Raw genomic sequence first — 16,396 nt, 5'->3', positions numbered from 1 at the left:
GTTTAGTTGGAGGTTCCCATGAAGGCACTGGTGGCGAAGGGCTACGGCGGGGTGGAGGTCCTGGAGGTGGCGGACGTACCCGTCCCGCTGCCGGGCCCCGGCCAGATCCAGGTCCGCGTCGCGGCGGCCGGGCTCAACCCCGCCGACGTCCGGCTCGTGAGCGGGGCGTTCAGAGAGATGGCCCCGCTGGAGTTCCCGCACGTCCTCGGCAGCGACTTCGCCGGCACGGTCACGGCCGTCGGGCCGGGCGTGACCCGATTCTCCTCGGGTGATGAAATATTCGGACTCGGCCTGGCGCGGGCCGCCGGGAGCATGGCGAGCCTGACGTCCTCGCCGCCGTCGTTCACGACGGGCACGATGGCCGAGTACGCGATCTTCGACGCCGACACGCCGGCCCTCGCGCACCGGCCGGCCGGCCTTCCCGTCGAGCACGCCGCCGCCCTGCCCATCGCCGCCCTGACCGCCCTTCCGCTGCTCCGCGCGGGGACCTTCGCGCCCGGCACGAAAGCGCTGGTCATCGGGGCGGCCGGCGGGGTGGGCGGAGCCGTCGTGCCGCTACTGGCGGACCGGGGCGTACACGTGATCGCCACCGCGATCCCGCCGGACGAGAGCTACGTACGCGGCCTGGGAGCCGCGGAGACGATCGACCACAGCTCCGCGGACACCGCCGCCGAGACCCTGCGCCGCCACCCCGGCGGCGTCGACGCCCTGGTCAACCTGGTGCTCCCCGGCCCGGCCCTGGCCGAGCCGGCACGGGTCGTCCGTCCGGGAGGGCCGCTGCTGACCGTCGCCTTCCCCAGCCCCGACCCGTCCACCGGCTTCAAGACCGTCTACACCCACGCCCGTCCCGGCGATCTGGACGAGGTGGCCGCCCTCGCGGTGAAAGGCACGCTGCCTTCCACCGTCAGCCGCCGCTACCCGCTGGCCGAGGCGGCGCGGGCGTACCGGGATCTGGTCCACGAGCACGTGCGGGGCAAGCTGGTGATCACCGGGTAGCTAGCGCGGGAAGACGATCGTCTTGTGCCCGTCCAGCAGGACCCGCTGCTCGGCGTGCCACTTGACCGCCCTGGCCAGGGCCAGGCACTCCACGTCGCGGCCGATCGCCACGAGGTCCTCCGGAGAGTGGCTGTGGTTGACCCGGGCCACCTCCTGCTCGATGATCGGGCCCTCGTCCAGGTCGGAGGTCACGTAGTGGGCCGTGGCGCCGATCAGCTTGACGCCGCGGTTGTGGGCCTGGTGGTACGGCTTGGCGCCCTTGAACGACGGCAGGAACGAGTGGTGGATGTTGATCGCCCGCCCGGCCAGCTTCTCGCACAGCTCGCCCGAGAGCACCTGCATGTAGCGGGCCAGCACCACCAGGTCCGCCTGGTAGTGCTCCACCAGCGCCAGCACCTCGGACTCCTGCCTCGCCTTGGTCTCGGGGGTGACCGGCAGGTGGTGGTAGTCGATCCCGTTGGACTGGGTGAGCGGCCGCAGGTCGGGATGGTTGGAGACGACCGCGACGATCTCGATGTCCAGGGCCTTGGACCGGACGCGGTAGAGCAGGTCGTTCAGGCAGTGGTCGAACTTGCTGACCATGATCAGCACGCGCGGCTTCCTGGCCACGTCGCGCACCTTGAACTCCATGGCGAAGTCCGGCGCGAGCGTCGCGAAGGCGCCGTTGAGCTCGTCCTCGCCCAACGGCCCCGCGAACTGGACACGCATGAAGAAGCGCTGCCCGGCCCGGTCGCCGAACTGCTGGCTCTCGATGATGTTGCATCCGTGCCGGGCCAGCAGGCCGGAGACGGCGGCCACCACACCGGGCCGGTCGGGGCAGGACAGCGTCAGGATGTATTCGGCGGGGCTGGTCATGCCTTCACTCTCACGGGCGTGGGATCGGCGGTCACCGCAGGGCTGATCCTGGCCGGTGACCATCACAGAGAGTACCCGACACACGTTACGCGTCCGATCGTCCATCATCCATGCGATCCCGGGTAGTCAGGGGGGAACGCGGATTCGGGAGGGGCAACCCCGGGTTGTCTCGCGGGTTGGGATGGAGCGCGGTCCTTGGACGTCGCCGTACTGATCGTGGTCGCCGGCCTCTTCGCCGTCGTGTCCGGGGTCAACGACGGGGGCGCCCTCCTCGCCACCGGGCTCAAGCTGCCCTCGGTGCGCCCGGCCACCGGCATCCTCGTGCTCGTGGTGCTGACGGCGCTGGTCCCGCTGGTCACGCATCAGGTGGCGGTGACGTTCACGACCAGGCTGGCCTCGTTCCACGCGCCGGGCGGCAGGATCGCGATGACCGTCGCGGTGATCTCGGCGCTGGCCGTGGTGACCGCGCTCAGCATGAAGGGCCTGCCGACCAGCCTCACGCTCGCCGTCGTGGGCGGGCTCACCGGTGCGGGGCTGGGCTGGGGGCTGCCGGTGTCGCCGGGCTCGGTGCTGCTGGTGCTGGCGTTCGGGGTGGCGGCGCCCTTCGTGGGCGGACTGCTGGGCTGGCTGCTCGTTCGGGTGCTCCTGATCACGATCACGGCCCGCGGGCTGCGGCGCTGGCACCAGGTGGGGTTCCTCCTGCAGAGCCTCGCCTACGCCGCCAACGACGGGCAGAAGATGCTGGCCGTGTTCATGATCATGTTCGGCTTCTCGGGCGCGCCGCTCCCGTACACGTCGCTGGTGGCCGTCCTCTTCGGGCTCGGCACCATGTACGGGCTCCCCAAGGCGGGCCGCACGCTGGGCCGTGAGCTCATCGCCTCCCGGCCTCCGCACGGAGTCGCGGCCGAGCTGGCCGCGGGCACGGCGGTGATCGCCTGCGCGGCCGTGGGCATGCCGGTGAGCATGACCCAGGCCATCGCCGGCGGGCTCATCGGCGCGGGCGTGGCACGGGGCGGCGGCCGCGTCCGCTGGTACGCCACCGGCAAGATCGTCGCGGCCTGGCTCCTGACGCTGCCGGCCGGCGCCCTGCTGGGTGCGGGGCTGGCGGCGCTGGTGAAGGCGATCGCGAGGGTTGAACTCTCTTGACTTCCTCCCCACGGCTAAAGCCGAGGGATCCCAACCTTCACAGGTTGGGGTTCCTGCTTCGCCGGCGACCGCACCCGAGAGGACTCGGAGTGTCTGACGTCACCTCCGCAGGCAGACACGGCAAGACCTGCCGCCAAGATGTTCTTCGCGGCGTTGATGTCCCTGTCATGCAGGGTGCCGCAGCCCGGGCACGTCCAGCGCCGGGTGGAAAGGCTCAGCGCGGCGAGCAGATGCCCGCACTTACTGCACGTTTTCGAGCTGGGATGCCACCGGTCGATCACGATCAGGCGGCGGCCGTACTTGGCGGTCTTGTACTCCAGCATGCGGCGGAAGGCGCCCCACCCGCAGTCGGAGATCGCCTTGGCCAAGCGGCGGTTGCGGACCATGTTCTTGACGGCGAGGTCTTCGATCACGATCACGTCGTGATCGCGGACCAGCCGGGTCGAGGTCCGGTGCAGGAAATCCTGGCGGGAGGCCGCGACCTTGCGGTGGGCGCGAGCGACCTTCGCCCTGGCCTTCTTGCGGTTGTTCGACCCGCGCTGTTTGCGAGCCATACGCCGCTGGTAGCGGGCCAGGTTGCGGTCCCGCTTGGCCAGTACGCGCGCGTTGGGGATCTTCTCGCCGTCGCTGGTGACCGCGAAGTCCTTCACGCCGAGATCGACGCCGACCGCGCTTGCAGTGGCCGGAGCCTGCTCGGGGTCGGCGACCTCGACAGCCAGGGAGACATACCAACGGCCGCACGGGTCACGGGAGACGGTCACGGTGGTGGGGTCGATCGAGGCAGGGTCCACGTCGGGCCAGGACCAGACGAATTCCAGCGGAGCGTCCATCTTCGCCAGGAACAGTCGCCCGTCGCGCCAGCGGAAACCCGAGCGGGTGTACTCGGCGGCCTGCCGTCCCGTCCGGGACTTGTAGCGTGGGTAGCGGGCGCGCTTGGCGAAGAAGTTCGCGAACGCTTTCTGCTGAGTGCGCAGCACCTGTTGAAGCGGAACGGAGGAGACCTCGCTCAGGAAGGCGAATTCCTCGGCCTGCTTGAGCCGGGTCAGGTAGGCATTGGCCTGGGGGACATTGGTGGACAGTTGCTCGCCATACCAGCGGGCGTGACGCCAGGCCAGCACGCGGTTCCACACCAGGCGCACACAACCGAACGTGCGATTCAGCACGCAGGCCTGATCGGGCGTGGGGTAGGCCCGGCACTTGTACGCCGTCCTCACAGAGATCATCTTAGCGGGCTGTGTCCTATCTGCTTGACATTCCGCCTGACGGCGGGCTGTTTACGCCTGTGCCACTCCGCGGGAGATGCGCATTCCTCCCCAGGGCCAAAGCCCGGGACCTCCAGCGAAACGAACCAGATGAAGGGACGGCGAACGTGAAGCACCTTGGCTCCTCAAAAGCGGCTCGGGCGGTGAAGCACCCCGACTCTTCGAGGGCGGCTCGGTCCATGACGCGCTCTAGCTCCGCGAAGGCGGCCGGACCATGAAGCGGCTGCGGCGGATCCGCAACCTCATGACCGGCCGCATGGACAGCGCGCTCACGGAGGCCCTGCTCGGCCAGCTCCGGGCCACCAAGGAAGGGGCGTGGCTGGCGATGGCCATGATCGGGGGCGAGGTGGGCAGGACGGGCGCGCACGAGCAGATGCGCTCGATCGAGCACATAGGCGACGAGGAACGCGCCTGCCTCGTCGAGGAGCTCAAAACGGCCCTGGTCACCCCGATCGACTCGGAGGACCTGTTCCGGCTGTCCCGCGCCATCGACGACGTGCTGGACTCCTTGCGGGACTTCGTCCGCGAGTCCCACCTCTACCGGGTCCCCGACCAGATCCGCTTCACTCCCCTGCTCGACCAGGTCATCGTCGGCATCGAAGCGCTGGAGAACGCGGTCCGCGACCTCGCCTCCCGCCCCTCCGCCGTGGTCCAGGACGCGCTGGAGGCGAAGAAGGTGGGCGGGTCGATCCGGCGGATGTACCAGTACGAGATCTCGCGCATCTTCTCGGGCGAGGTGACCGCGGAAGCGCTGAAGAGGCGGGAGCTGGTACGCCGCCTCGAGATCGTCGGAGTCGCCATCGGCGATGCCGCGGACGCCATCGCCGACGGCGCCATGAAGCGCTAGCCGAAGGCGTTGACCCCGGTCAGCTCGGCGGACAGCGCCCACAGCCGGGCTGCCTGCTCCGGGTCGATCGCATAGTCGCGCACCCCGGGCCCGACGGCCTCCGTGGTCGGCTCGGCGAGGTCGCAGTCCTCGCAGTAGACGCCGCCCATGCCCGCCAGCTGCGGCGAGGTGGCCGCCCACACCTGGGTGGCCGCGCCCTGCTCGGGGGTCTTGAACATGGGGTCCAGGGCGTTGCCCTCCTCGTCGATCCACCCCGCGGCGACCATCTCCTCCTTGCGGAGGTGGCGCTGCAGCGGCGTGAGGATGGCGCCCGGATGCAGCGCGAACGCCCGCACCCCCGCGTCCCGGCCGAGCGCGTCGAGCTGGACGGCGAACAGGACGTTGGCGGTCTTCGCCTGCCCGTAGGCCTGCCACTTGTCGTAGCCCCGCTCGAACTGGACGTCGTCCCACCGGATGCCCGCATGCCGGTGCCCGGCGGACGAAACGGACACGACCCGTCCCCGGCCCTGGGCGACGGCCGGCCAGAGGCGGTTGACGAGCGCGTAGTGGCCCAGGTGGTTCGTGGCGAACTGCGCCTCCCACCCGGGGCCCACCCTCGTCTCCGGGCAGGCCATGATCCCGGCGCTGTCGATGACGATCTCGACGCTGCGGCCGGTGGCCAGGAAGCGCTCGGCGAACTGCCGTACGCTCTCCAGATCGGCGAGGTCGAGCTCGTCCACCTCGACCCCGCCGATGCCCCCGACCGCTTCCTCGGCGGTCTGGCGACGGCGCGCGGGCACCACGACGTGCGCTCCGGCTCGGGCGAGCGCCCGCGTGGTCTCCAGGCCGATGCCCGAGTAGCCGCCGGTGACGATCGCCAGCTTTCCTGAGAGATCGATCCCGTGGAGCACGTCGTCCGCGGTGCTCCTGGCCCCGAACCCCGACCCGATCTTGTGTTGCGGCGTTGTCATACGACTCACGCTACGAGTTGGAGCCCACTCGAGGTCAAACGCTCCGACGGGCGTTACAGGCCGAGGGGCTGGGCGAGGTCGGTCAGCTGGGTCAGGGCGTGGGCGAGGTCCGGGACGTCCGGGGAGAGGGGCTGGATGACGACGTGGTCGGCCCCCGCGTCCAGGTGGGCGCGCACGCGCTTGGTGATGGCGTCGGCGCTGCCCCAGGCCACGATGGCGTCCGCGAGGCGGTTGCTGCCGCCGTCGGCGAAGTCGTCGTCCGTGAAGCCCAGCGTGCGCAGGTTGTTGAGGTAGTTGGGCAGCGTCAGGTAGTAGGACATGTGGGCGCGGGCGATCTCGCGGGCGCGGGCCGGGTCGGACTCCAGGACGACCGCCTGCTCGGGGATCAGGAGCGGGCCCTGGCCGAGGATCCCGCGGGCCTGCGCGGTGTGCTCCGGCGGCACGAAGTAGCTGTGCGCGCCGTCCGCCAGGTCCCTGGAGAGCTCCAGCATCTTGGGCCTCAGCGCGGCGAGGACCCTGGGAGCCGGGACCAGGGGCACGGGCAGCGTCCGGCCGGCCTGGTCCATGGCCTCCAGGTAGGTGCGCATCGCGGCCAGGGGCTTGGCGTAGTCGTGGCCGCGGCCGGTGACCAGCGGGGCATGACTGACCCCTATGCCCAGCAGGAACCGGTCGGGAAAGGCGTCGCCCAGCGCGGCCGCGCCCGCGGCCATGGCCGTGGCGTCGCGCACCCAGATATTGGCGATGCCGGTGCCGACCGCGATGCGCCGGGTGGCTGCCAGCAGGACGGCGGACATGACGAGCGGCTCCTTGCTGCTCTTGCCTTCGTTGACCCAGAGCGAGCCGTAGCCCAGCGACTCGATCGTGGCCGCCGCACGACGCGCCTCCTCGGCGGGGGCCATGCCGATCATGGGATGCCACACTCCGACGCGCCCGATGTCCACGGCCGCTCCCCTCGCATAGAATGTTCGATCGAGATGGAACACTACAACAATGTTCGATCGCAGTCGAACAGGACGCGCGGTCTGACGCACACATCCCCGATCGAGGTCTCGCTGCAGGCCGCCCTCGACGCTCTGGGCGATCCGATCCGGCGCCGCATCGTGCGGGAGCTGGCGGACGTCCCCGACTGGACGCGCGCCTGCGGCACGTTCTCCCACCTGCCGGTGGCCAAGTCCACGCTCAGCCACCACTTCTCGGTGTTACGCAACGTGGGGCTGCTGGAGCAGCGCGACGAAGGCGCCCGGCGGCTCAACCGCCTGCGCCAGGAGGAGTTCGATCACCGCTTCCCCGGCTTGCTGGGGCTCGTGCTGGAGGAGGAGCGGCAGGAGTAACGTCGGGCTGGTGGGTGCCATAGAGGAGCAAGCGGGCATCAGCGACCGGCCTGCGGCTCGGGTCGTCTGCCTGGATCGCGACGGCAGGGTGCTGCTCATGCACTGGTACGACCCCGTCAGCCGCCTGGACATCTGGGAGCCGCCCGGCGGCGGGATCGACCCCGGCGAGACGGCGCTGGAGGCGGCCAGGCGGGAGCTGGGCGAGGAGACCGGGCTGCCGGGCTCGGCGGTGCGGGAGCGGTTCGTCGAGGTCGAGCGCGACTTCTCGTGGCTGGGAGTGCGGTACGTGAAGACCGAGCCGTTCTTCCTGGCCACCTTCGAGGAGGCGCGGCCGGAGGTGGATCCCGGGGAGCTCACCGAGGAGGAGCGAGTGGCCTACCGGGGCTACGCCTGGGCCGAGGAGCTGCCCGGCAACGTGGAGCCGCCCGAGCTGGCGAAGGTGATCGAGCGGCTCACGGCGCGGTGAGGCGTCATCACAGGTCCAGCGTGATGCCCTCGGAGGCGACCTCCAGCGTGCCATCATAGGACTTCGCGGCGGCCAGCAGCGCGAGCGCCGGGGACGTGTCGGGCCACAGGTGGGTGAGGAGCAGGCGGCCCACGCCCGCCGAGGCCGCGGTGCGGCCCGCGTCCAGGGCGCTGGACAGGTAAGGCGCGTCCTCTTCGGGGACGCGTTCCGGATAGGTCGCTTCGGCCACCAGCAGGTCCGCCCCCTCCGCCAGCACCGCCAGCTCGGGGGACGGCCCCGTGTCACCGGTGTAGGCGATCACGCGATCTCCGGCGCTCAGCCGCAGACCGGCATTGGGCACGTGGTGCGGCAGGTCGAACACGTCCAGGCGGAACGGACCGATCTCGTACGGCACGCCGGGCGCCAGATCGCGCGTCACGATGCTGTCCGCCAGCATGCGCGGCTTGTCCAGCGCCAGGACGGCGTCCAGCGCCCCCGGCGGCGCGTACACCGGCAGGGCGGGAGCGGGGACGTCGGCGAGGGCGCGGGCGCGCAGCAGCGGGTTGAGGTCGGCGCAGTGGTCGGGGTGGCCGTGGGTGACCAGCACCGCGTCCACCTCGTCGGCCCGCATGCGCCCGAGGAGCCTCGGCAGCGTGGCATAGCCGGGATCGACGAGGACGCGGAACCCCTCGGCCTCCACCACGTACCCGCTGCACGCCTGCCCCGCCGCAGGCCAAGCCCCACATCCGCCCAAAACAGTAAATTTCACACTAACCCCAGACGAAATAGGAAAAGTCGGCAAAGATCCAGGACGCGGCGCGCGGGCCCTCACACGTGGGGGCCGTCGCGGAAATGGCCGAGTTCGTCGAGCGTCGTCACCAGGAGCCCGCGTAGCAGCCGCCCCGCCACCTTCTCATGATCGGGCTCCACGGGCACGCCCTTGCCGACCTTCTCGACGTACGCCTCGCGCTCCCGCAGGTCGGTGTACGGCAGCGCGGTCATCCCCACGGCCACCGCGACCCGGGTGCCGCCCCGGGGCAGCACGGCCACGGTGTGCGTACGCAGGCAGGTCTCGTCAGGAGCGCCGTACCAGCCGCTCTTGACCCCGGCCCCGGGCGAGCGGATCGCCTCCCGGGCCCCGAACGCCTGCGACGCGCTGACCTGCCGCATCCACCCCAGGATGGTCTCCGCGACCGGGTCGCCGGCGACGGCGGCCTGGGCGAGCACCGCGTACGCGATAGCGACCTCGTCGGCGGCCACCTCGACGGAGCCGAACCGCGAGGGGTCGCCGTTGGGCGGCGACCAGGCGATGCCGGTGCGGCTGCGGAGGTCGTCGAGGATGACCCGGGGGCCGACGGCCAGCCACAGGTTGAGCGTGTCGGCGTTGGAGGACACGACCACCGCGGGCTCGGCGTGCCGCCGCCACCGTTCGGCGTCGGGGATGTGGGCCGCGCTCACCCACGCGTACAGGGGCTTGAGCAGCGAGGCGCAGCGCAGCCGCGCCAGCCCCACGGTGACGCCCACCGTGCGGGCGGGCGGCCCGCCGTAGCCGCGTCTGATGCCCGCGGCCTGGACGCTGGCGCTGTGATCGAGGTCTTTGAGCAGGTCGTTGAAGCCCACGCCCCCACCGTAGACCTACGAAGGGCTCCCCCAGCGGCCTTCGTACCACTCCGTGCTCGGCGGGTCGCCGGGCAGCTCGGTCGCCCCCGGCGCGCGCAGGCCGTCGAGCGCGATGGTCAGCAGCCGCTCCTTGGCGTGCGGATGCTCGGCGCCGGGCGCCGGGCGGCTGAACTGTCGGCCGCCGAGGCGCACGCCGCCATCGAGGCCCGCGCGGTGACCGGCAAGAGCCTGCTCATGATCCAGCCCGTTTAGGCGCCGAACCGCGCCCACGACACGACGAGCGCGGCAGGCACCAGCGCGACCACCCCCAGCGCGGTCACCACCTTCCATCGCCGCGCCACCCCCGGCTCCGTCACGAACGCCGCCACGGCCCCTGCCCCGGCGAAGACCGCCCCGGCCGTGACAGCGTGCGCGAGCGAGGACGTCCACGACGGCAGCGCCTCGCCGACGAGCCTGAACACCACCAGCACCCCGCCCGCCACCAGCGCCACCCGCCGCCCCGGCCGTACGTCCACCCGCTCCAGCACGAGCGCGGACCCGGCGATCAGGGCCAGCGTGATCACCACCACGACGCCGACGGCGGGTGCCAGGCATCCCCAGTCCTCACAGCCGATGCCCACCCAGGCCAGGCGCACGCTGGCCCACCACAGCACCCCCAGAGCGGCGCACACCGCGGCCGCCCGCCCCATTCGCCCCCGCATCACCCAATAATCCCATCGCGACAGGCGGTCGTCAGGAGAGGCGATCGGCCCGCCGCTCGTCCGCGTCGGCCTCGGCGGCGCGCCCGAGCGCGCGCAGGGCGACGGCCCTGTTGGTGTGCAGGTCGGGCTCGGGCTGCAGCTCGATGGCCCGGCTCAGGTCCTCGACCGCCCCCTCCAGGTCCCCGGCGGCGTACCGCAGCACTCCCCGGTTCCCCCAGGCGGCGGCGAGCCCGGGCGCGCGCTCCACCGCGCGGTCCAGCGCCTCCCCCGCCGCCGCCAGCCGTCCCGCCGCCGTCTCCAGCTGCCCCAGCACCGTGAGCAGGTGGGGGTTGCCCGGCTCCAGGACCAGCCCGGCCACGACGTCGGCCAGGGCCTCCTCGTCCCGGCCCGCCGCGGCCAGCAGCCCGGCCCGGTTGATGTAAGCGTCCAGGTAGGACGGGTCCAGCTCGATCACCCGTCCCAGGTCGGCCAGCGCCTCCTCGGTGTCGCCCCGCACGGTGTGCAGCTCCGCCCGGTTGTAGTACGCCTCGGGCAGTGGCGGCCCGGCCCGCATGGCCCGTTCGAAGTCGGCCAGCGCCTCCTCGTGCCGCCCGAGCTTGAACAGCAGGTTCCCCCGCTCCAGGTAGTAGTCGGGAAAGGCCGGGTCCAGCGCGATCGCGGCCGCGTAGTCCTCCATCGCCTCCTTGACGTGACCGAGCGCGGCCAGCAGCTGGGCCCGGTTGGCCAGCAGCACCATGCGGTGCAGCGGATGCCGCTCCCGCAGCTCGCGCGCCAGCTCGACGGCCGACTCGACCAGCGACAGCGCCGCGCCCGGCCGGCCGTGCCGCAGCTCGATCAGCGCCAGGCCGTTGAGGTCGAAACCCAGCTTGAACGCCCGGTCCAAGGGCTCCGGCAGCAGGGTGGAGATGGCGATGGCCTCGTTGATCCAGCGCCGGGCCCGGCCCAGGTCACGGCGTGCGGGGTCGGGGTGGCGGGCGTCGAGCATGGCGGTGCCGTACGCGCTGGCGGCGTGCATCGCCGGATCCTGGCTGGCCGCGCGCACCCCGTCCCAGATCGCCTGGGCGTCGTCGGTGCGGCCGAGGCCGCCCAGCGCGGTCGCGGTGCGCTGCGCGAAGCGCCACCAGTGCTCGCCGCCCGGCTCGGTGCGCGCCATGCCGCGCTCCCCCAGCTCGACGGCGGCGTGCAGGAATCCGTCGCGCATGCACCGGTCCACCAGGGCCCAGAGCTCGTCCGCGCTCCGGGTGTCGGGCGGCGGGTCGGGGCCGCCGGAGTACAGCATGATCGTGAGGAGGTCCGGCGGGATCCGCCGCATCATGACGTCCAGCAGTTCGGTGTCCGTCGGGTCGGCCTCGGCGCCGTTGCACACGGCGATCGCCCGCCCGGGGGGTACGGCGTCCCTGATGAACTCCGCGAGCCCGTTGGCCAGCCGCAGCGTACGGCGGGGCGCGGGCACGAGGATGCGCTCGTCCTCAGGCAGCCCGGTGTCGATCGTGGCCCGCCGGAGCGGCACGAGGGGGGCCAGTTCGGGCGCGGCGGCACGGATCTCGATGTCGTGCGCCGCCACCAGGTCCCCGTCCCGTTCCAGAGCCTGCGGCACCAGGTGACGCAGCAGGGCGGCGGCGACAGTGTAGGGGCCGCGCGGCCGGCGATGTCCGTCGATCAACGGTGTCAGCAGCCGTACGGCCCCCCATTGAGCGGGTGCTTCGCCCTCAACTCTGAGATGGGACCTTGCCTCGGTCACCCCTTGTGAAGGACGCTGGAGGTCCCCGCCAGCCTCGCGGTTCCAGGCTTGCGGACAATGATGCGCTTCATGACATACCTCTCCCACTGGGGCTATTTTCCCATTATTAGTGCGCCCCGCCGAATATCAAGATTTATGGTGAATAAGTGGGAGGTTACACCGCAAAAAGCGGTTGCCTTTTGATTGACACCAGTAAGCTATTGGGACCGAAACCAACGTGGGAGGGCTTTCGTCCGGGCCTGCTCGGCTTCCTCCATCAGATCGCACAGGCACCGGCCGAGCAGGGTGACCGACCGGCAGCACCCCGGCCCCGGCAGGTTCCTCGCCCGGACGATGATCGTGGCGCGCTCGATCAGCCGCTCCAGGCTGGGCTCCCCGCCACCCTTGAGCGAGCGCGTGTGCCAGGGGCACGTCTCAGCGTTCACACAGGCCCCTCTGTCGAGATACGGCGTCTGGCTGCCGCCGAGCGGCAGCGGATCCTCACGTTTGATCCTCAGGTCGGTCAGCGTCCTGGCCGCCCGTGCGGCGACGATGAGGAGGGCGTGGTTGGCGCGGGTGCGCTCTTTTCCCAGCGCGGCGGTCCTCGCGGGAAGTGCGAGCAGCATCGCGCCGGCCATCAACCCCCCGCCGACGACCATGCCCCAGCCGATCGGCTCGTGGAACCAGATCACCGAGATCGCGGCCACCCAGAGCGGCTGCGACGACATGAGGATCGCGCTCGGCACGGCCGTGACGTGCGCCTGGCCGTACGAGCGGGCCAGGAACCCCAGCGCGCACGACACCACGGCCAGGTGCCCCAGGATCAGCCAGTCGGACCCTCCCGACGGCAGCACGACCCCGTCGCGGACGGCTACGACCCCGGTGAGCAGCCCGATGGTGAACAGCTGGATCACCGTCAGCGCGTACGCGTGGAAGGTCTCACCCCGCTTGGACAACTGCGCCAGCAGCAGCGTGTGGCCGGAGTAGAGGGCGGCGGCGGACAGCGTGACCCCGAGCGCCAGCACCGAGACCTCGTGGTCCTCCATCCCCCTCAGCAGCGTGAACACGGTCATCCCGGCCAGCGCGAGCACCACCCCCGCCCAGATCCGGCGCGGCACTTTCACCTTGAACAGGACGAGCGCCAGGATCGGCGTGATCACCACGCTGCAGCCGACGGCGAACCCCGACAGCGAGGACGGCAGGCCGTGCAGCGCGACGGCCTGACCGGCCTGACCGATCCCGAACATGACCCCGAGAACGACCCCGTTGATCCAGGTCCTGCGCGGCAGCCCCCGAAAGCAGCGCGGCCTGATGACGAGGAGGGTGAGCGCGGCGATCAGGTAGCGCTCGGCGAGCAGATCCTCCACCGGTAACCGGTGGATGAGATCCTTCATCAGCGGGAACGCCGACCCCCAAGCGGCGCTGACGAACAACAGAAGCACGGCTCCCAGGAGGGGTCGGGGAGCGGGCACGACTGCCATGGCAAAAGCATCTCACTACTATTCGCAGCCACTGATGTACAGGGAGCAGCCGGTGAGGTTCCTCTACACCTCGGTGTTAAGAGCCTCACCCGCGGGTTTGTACATCCATACCGCGGACGCCAGATCCGGCGTCGTCGCGTACTGCGGGTGACGGAAGGAATGTCGGCGGTGAAGTCACGCCGGGAGCCCGGGGAAGATCACCGGGGAGGGGAGGAAGCGGCCCCAGGAGGGGTTGGGTGGGGCCGTACGCCGGGAGCCTCAGAGCTCGATGACCGCCGGAGGGGCCAGGCGTTTTTCGAGGTAGACGACAGTGTGGTCGCCGACCCGCTGTCTGGAGAGCTCGCGCCATCCCTCTCGCTCGTAGAGCGCCAGGGCGGCCTCCTGGTTGAGCGTGGTGTCGCCTCTGACGCGTTCGAAGCCGAGCTCCACCGCGCGCCGTTCGAGTGCGAGCAGCATGGCCGCACCGTAACCGCGCCGCTGGAACTCCGGGTGCACTCTCAGCCGGCACATCTCGGCCGTGGCCGTGTCGACGGGTTTCAGCCCGCCCATCGCGACGACCCGCTTGTCCACCTCGCCGACCAGGAAGTCACCACCGCAGCCCAGGTAGATCTCCTGGATGCGCGGGAAGTCGTCGTCGTAGTAGACGCCGTCGCCCGGCACCAGTCCCACCTCGGCGAGGGAGATCCGGTGGAGTGCGAGGATGGTGTCGAGATCTGACCACCTATAGCGCCGGATCTCCACGTTCATGCACCGCCGCCTTTCGTCGGGACCCTCGGCCGGCGCAGTTCGGCCCTGTACTCCTCGAGTTTCGAGTTGTTCGCGTCACGGGCCATGATCGCCTGTTCGAGCGCCAGGGCGGGACGCATGATGAAATCGGTCATGTACTCGTCGCCGAGCATCCGCAGCGCCCTGGTGCCGATGTCCAGCGCGGAGTCGAACTCCCCGTCGATCATGCGGCACTGGGCCTGGTCGAGCCTGATCAGCGTCTGGTCGAGGATGTGATCCTCGTACTTCTCCAGCGCCTGGTCGAGCACCACCTCGGCCTCCAGGGTCTGGCCGAGCTTGGTGAGCACGTCACCCTGGTAGAAGTAGAGCTGCTTCTCGGTGTAGCCGAAGGCCATGTCCGCCTGGTGCTCGGGCCGCATGTGGGAGAAGGCGTTCCTGGCCCTGGCCAGCGCCCGTTTCGCCTGGTCGACGATCTCCTTCTTGTTCTCGGCACCCGAGAGCATGGCCAGCGCCCGCGCCTCGACGACCGGTGCCATGGCCTGCGCGGGACAGGGCATGGTGCCGGCCAGGTCGCGGCTCTTCTTCGCCAGGTTGAGCGCCTCCCGGGCGTCCCCGAAGTAGAGCGGGACGAGCGACTCGCGGGCGGTGATCCACGCGCGCAGTGCGCGGTCGCCCGTCTCGTCGGCCGCGGTGCGTCCGGTCCTGAAGAAGGAGCGGGCCAGCCGGTGGTCACCGAGATTGATCATGATCATGCCGCTCAGCCCCGCCAGCTGGGCCGCCATCCGCAGAAGGCGGTCGTGCAGGTCGATGGGCTGACGGTGGGTCAGCGCCGCGCGTACGGCGCTCATCTCGAGCATCACGTCGCACAGCAGGCGCAGCGGGGCCGTCGTCGTGTACTGGCGGCCGAAGCTCTGCGTGGCCTCTTCCCACTGGTCGAGCATCGCCGCCGACACCGTGGCCGCGACGAGCGTCTCGTCCATCCGGCGCCTGATGCCCTCGCACGCGCCGAGCACCGGCCCGTCGAGCTCGGTGGCGGCGCTGGTCCCGGGGTTGAGCAGGTTGAGCATGGTGCGCCGGAGGATGTTCTCGTCGGCCTCTGTCTCGGGCTCCGGGGGCGACCCGGTCTCGCGCTCCGCCTGCGCTAACGGCCGCTCGGTGCTGTCTCCCAGCAGCGCGCCCGGCGTGCGGTGCCCGTGGCCGCAGATGCACGGCCCGTCGAAACCGAGCTCCAGCGGCTCCACCCGATAGACCGTGCACAGGTAGTGCATGTATTCGGGTCCTGGGCGCTTGAGCCCGCTCTCGTAGGCCGACAGCAGGGTCTCTCCGATGCCGGGCATCGCCTTGTTGTCGCGCTCGAACAGGGCTCTGATCTGCTCGATGACATCCGCCAGCGCGATGCCGTAGGAAAGACGGTGGGATTTGACGCGGCTGGTGCCGAATTGCGGAGTGCACTGCTCATGGATCTCGTCAGCTATCTGGGCCGAAGTGCGCCCCGCGGCCAGGCCCTTGGCTCTGATCCGCCTGGCGATCTCCGTTTCCCTGTGCTGCCTGCCGGACATCCCGGCCCCTCTCGCGCGTGTCTCGACCGGTCCATATCTGGTGACTCAGCGTAGCGTCCATGTAGCTGTGCGCCTACCCATGAGTGTGAACCAATGTCGCCAGCTTGAAAACGCCCGGCATCAAGCCTACGGATAAGGATCGTCCTCCGAGGGACTGTTTCTTACATCCCACGAGGGAGAAGCAACTCCCCGTGACCGGGGAAGCGGCATTGCGCCCGCCCTTGACATGAGCCATGTTTGGCCCACCAGCCGATTCCCAAAAGGAGGGGACGAAAGGTGGGGGACGACAACTTCGAGCATCTGAAGCGTCTCGTATCCGAACTCGACGCTCACGGGTTGCTCGCGAGAGTGGTCCAGACCCAGGGCGGGCGCATGTTCGCACGGGTCATCAACCCGAACGCGACCAGCCTGTCGGAGAACGTCACCTGTCGGTCGACGAGCGCAACCGATGTACCGGACTGGTGGTACTGCTGGTCCTGGGGCGAACGGATGCACAAGGCCGACGACCCGGCTGGAGCGGCCACGAAGGTCGCACGCGTACTGGCCGCCGTGGGCGAGTGACAAAGCGGTGACCCGGGTGGAGCGCAGCCACCACGGCTCACCGCACCCACGGCGGCGTCAACGGAGCCGGCGGGGTGGCCGGTGCGGAGGGACTCCCGTATGCCGGAGCCCTTGGTCGCCCCGCCGGTTCCGGCCCAGGCACGGTCTCGCATGCCGTGCCTGTCCACAGCCACCCGCCCGGTCCTCCCGGGCGGGT

At 70.6% G+C, this 16,396-nt stretch carries 18 protein-coding genes; 6 read left to right on the top strand and 12 right to left on the bottom strand.

Annotation, left to right across the window (positions count from 1 at the left end):
* The first annotated feature begins 18 nt into the window (after positions 1-18).
* Positions 19-996: an NADP-dependent oxidoreductase gene (locus ACIHFD_RS15485; RefSeq protein WP_397367430.1), complete on the top strand. Its 978-nt coding sequence runs from the start codon at positions 19-21 to the stop codon at positions 994-996.
* On the opposite strand, the gene purU is transcribed toward ACIHFD_RS15485, so the two are convergent.
* Positions 997-1,851: a formyltetrahydrofolate deformylase gene (gene purU / locus ACIHFD_RS15480; RefSeq protein ID WP_397367429.1), complete on the bottom strand. Its 855-nt coding sequence runs from the start codon at positions 1,849-1,851 to the stop codon at positions 997-999.
* A gap of 195 nt (positions 1,852-2,046) precedes the next feature.
* Here purU and ACIHFD_RS15475 point away from each other — a divergent pair, with 195 nt between their 5' ends.
* A complete protein-coding gene (locus ACIHFD_RS15475; protein ID WP_397367428.1) occupies positions 2,047-2,997 on the top strand; it encodes an anion permease in 951 nt (316 codons plus the stop codon).
* 14 nt (positions 2,998-3,011) lie between these two features.
* Here the strand turns inward: ACIHFD_RS15475 and ACIHFD_RS15470 are convergent, their stop codons facing one another.
* On the bottom strand, positions 3,012-4,211 hold the full coding sequence (locus tag ACIHFD_RS15470) for an RNA-guided endonuclease InsQ/TnpB family protein (RefSeq protein WP_397367427.1): 1,200 nt from the start codon (positions 4,209-4,211) through the stop codon (positions 3,012-3,014).
* Between the two features lie 262 nt (positions 4,212-4,473).
* Between ACIHFD_RS15470 and ACIHFD_RS15465 the strand changes: the two genes are divergently transcribed.
* Positions 4,474-5,106: a DUF47 domain-containing protein gene (locus ACIHFD_RS15465; protein ID WP_397367426.1), complete on the top strand. Its 633-nt coding sequence runs from the start codon at positions 4,474-4,476 to the stop codon at positions 5,104-5,106.
* On the opposite strand, the gene ACIHFD_RS15460 is transcribed toward ACIHFD_RS15465, so the two are convergent.
* The gene (locus ACIHFD_RS15460) at positions 5,103-6,056 is read right to left on the bottom strand and encodes an SDR family NAD(P)-dependent oxidoreductase (protein ID WP_397367425.1); all 954 of its coding nucleotides are present in this window, start codon (positions 6,054-6,056) and stop codon (positions 5,103-5,105) included. The genes ACIHFD_RS15465 and ACIHFD_RS15460 overlap by 4 nt on opposite strands.
* A 53-nt stretch (positions 6,057-6,109) precedes the next feature.
* Positions 6,110-6,997, bottom strand: a complete 888-nt coding sequence (locus ACIHFD_RS15455; RefSeq protein ID WP_397367424.1) for a TIGR03620 family F420-dependent LLM class oxidoreductase — start codon at positions 6,995-6,997, stop codon at positions 6,110-6,112.
* A gap of 33 nt (positions 6,998-7,030) precedes the next feature.
* Between ACIHFD_RS15455 and ACIHFD_RS15450 the strand changes: the two genes are divergently transcribed.
* Entirely contained in the window at positions 7,031-7,387 is a 357-nt protein-coding gene (locus ACIHFD_RS15450) for an ArsR family transcriptional regulator (protein WP_350731560.1), read from the top strand.
* Positions 7,388-7,397: 10 nt separating this feature from the next.
* On the top strand, positions 7,398-7,853 hold the full coding sequence (locus ACIHFD_RS15445; RefSeq protein WP_397367422.1) for an NUDIX domain-containing protein: 456 nt from the start codon (positions 7,398-7,400) through the stop codon (positions 7,851-7,853).
* Between the two features lie 7 nt (positions 7,854-7,860).
* Here ACIHFD_RS15445 and ACIHFD_RS15440 read toward each other — a convergent pair whose 3' ends face one another.
* The 8 genes from ACIHFD_RS15440 to ACIHFD_RS15405 form a co-directional block, all read right to left on the bottom strand.
* Positions 7,861-8,601, bottom strand: coding sequence for an MBL fold metallo-hydrolase (locus ACIHFD_RS15440; RefSeq protein ID WP_397367421.1), 741 nt, complete (start codon positions 8,599-8,601; stop codon positions 7,861-7,863).
* Positions 8,602-8,660: 59 nt separating this feature from the next.
* Positions 8,661-9,452 carry a hypothetical protein gene (locus ACIHFD_RS15435; RefSeq protein WP_397367420.1) on the bottom strand — a complete coding sequence of 264 codons (792 nt, stop codon included), beginning with the start codon at positions 9,450-9,452 and terminating at the stop codon, positions 8,661-8,663.
* Between the two features lie 15 nt (positions 9,453-9,467).
* On the bottom strand, positions 9,468-9,644 hold the full coding sequence (locus ACIHFD_RS15430) for a hypothetical protein (RefSeq protein ID WP_397367419.1): 177 nt from the start codon (positions 9,642-9,644) through the stop codon (positions 9,468-9,470).
* Between the two features lie 56 nt (positions 9,645-9,700).
* Positions 9,701-10,153, bottom strand: coding sequence for a hypothetical protein (locus ACIHFD_RS15425; RefSeq protein WP_397367418.1), 453 nt, complete (start codon positions 10,151-10,153; stop codon positions 9,701-9,703).
* Positions 10,154-10,184: 31 nt separating this feature from the next.
* On the bottom strand, positions 10,185-11,816 hold the full coding sequence (locus ACIHFD_RS15420; RefSeq protein ID WP_397367417.1) for a tetratricopeptide repeat protein: 1,632 nt from the start codon (positions 11,814-11,816) through the stop codon (positions 10,185-10,187).
* A 275-nt stretch (positions 11,817-12,091) separates the two neighbouring features.
* Positions 12,092-13,315 carry a DMT family transporter gene (locus tag ACIHFD_RS15415; RefSeq protein ID WP_397367416.1) on the bottom strand — a complete coding sequence of 408 codons (1,224 nt, stop codon included), beginning with the start codon at positions 13,313-13,315 and terminating at the stop codon, positions 12,092-12,094.
* 297 nt (positions 13,316-13,612) lie between these two features.
* Positions 13,613-14,101, bottom strand: a complete 489-nt coding sequence (locus tag ACIHFD_RS15410) for a GNAT family N-acetyltransferase (protein WP_363980757.1) — start codon at positions 14,099-14,101, stop codon at positions 13,613-13,615.
* On the bottom strand, positions 14,098-15,639 hold the full coding sequence (locus ACIHFD_RS15405) for an XRE family transcriptional regulator (protein ID WP_397367415.1): 1,542 nt from the start codon (positions 15,637-15,639) through the stop codon (positions 14,098-14,100). Before ACIHFD_RS15405 ends, ACIHFD_RS15410 begins: the two co-directional genes overlap by 4 nt.
* A 276-nt stretch (positions 15,640-15,915) precedes the next feature.
* On the opposite strand from ACIHFD_RS15405, the gene ACIHFD_RS15400 reads away from it, so the two are divergent.
* Positions 15,916-16,200 carry a hypothetical protein gene (locus ACIHFD_RS15400; protein ID WP_350731579.1) on the top strand — a complete coding sequence of 95 codons (285 nt, stop codon included), beginning with the start codon at positions 15,916-15,918 and terminating at the stop codon, positions 16,198-16,200.
* The last annotated feature ends 196 nt before the right edge of the window (positions 16,201-16,396 follow it).

The organism is Nonomuraea sp. NPDC051941 (assembly GCF_044593615.1).
The sequence above is the reverse complement of the archived record's forward strand: the minus strand, read 5'-3'. Positions and strand labels throughout refer to the sequence as shown.

What these genes read in the sequence shown, in the direction of transcription:
- ACIHFD_RS15425 (WP_397367418.1), bottom strand. Translation starts at nt 10,153, where the DNA reads ATGCGGGGGCGAATGGGGCGGGCGGCCGCGGTGTGCGCCGCTCTGGGG.
- ACIHFD_RS15410 (WP_363980757.1), bottom strand. Translation starts at nt 14,101, where the DNA reads ATGAACGTGGAGATCCGGCGCTATAGGTGGTCAGATCTCGACACCATC.
- ACIHFD_RS15450 (WP_350731560.1), top strand. Translation starts at nt 7,031, where the DNA reads ATGGAACACTACAACAATGTTCGATCGCAGTCGAACAGGACGCGCGGT.
- ACIHFD_RS15405 (WP_397367415.1), bottom strand. Translation starts at nt 15,639, where the DNA reads ATGTCCGGCAGGCAGCACAGGGAAACGGAGATCGCCAGGCGGATCAGA.
- purU (WP_397367429.1), bottom strand. Translation starts at nt 1,851, where the DNA reads ATGACCAGCCCCGCCGAATACATCCTGACGCTGTCCTGCCCCGACCGG.
- ACIHFD_RS15460 (WP_397367425.1), bottom strand. Translation starts at nt 6,056, where the DNA reads ATGACAACGCCGCAACACAAGATCGGGTCGGGGTTCGGGGCCAGGAGC.
- ACIHFD_RS15485 (WP_397367430.1), top strand. Translation starts at nt 19, where the DNA reads ATGAAGGCACTGGTGGCGAAGGGCTACGGCGGGGTGGAGGTCCTGGAG.
- ACIHFD_RS15465 (WP_397367426.1), top strand. Translation starts at nt 4,474, where the DNA reads ATGAAGCGGCTGCGGCGGATCCGCAACCTCATGACCGGCCGCATGGAC.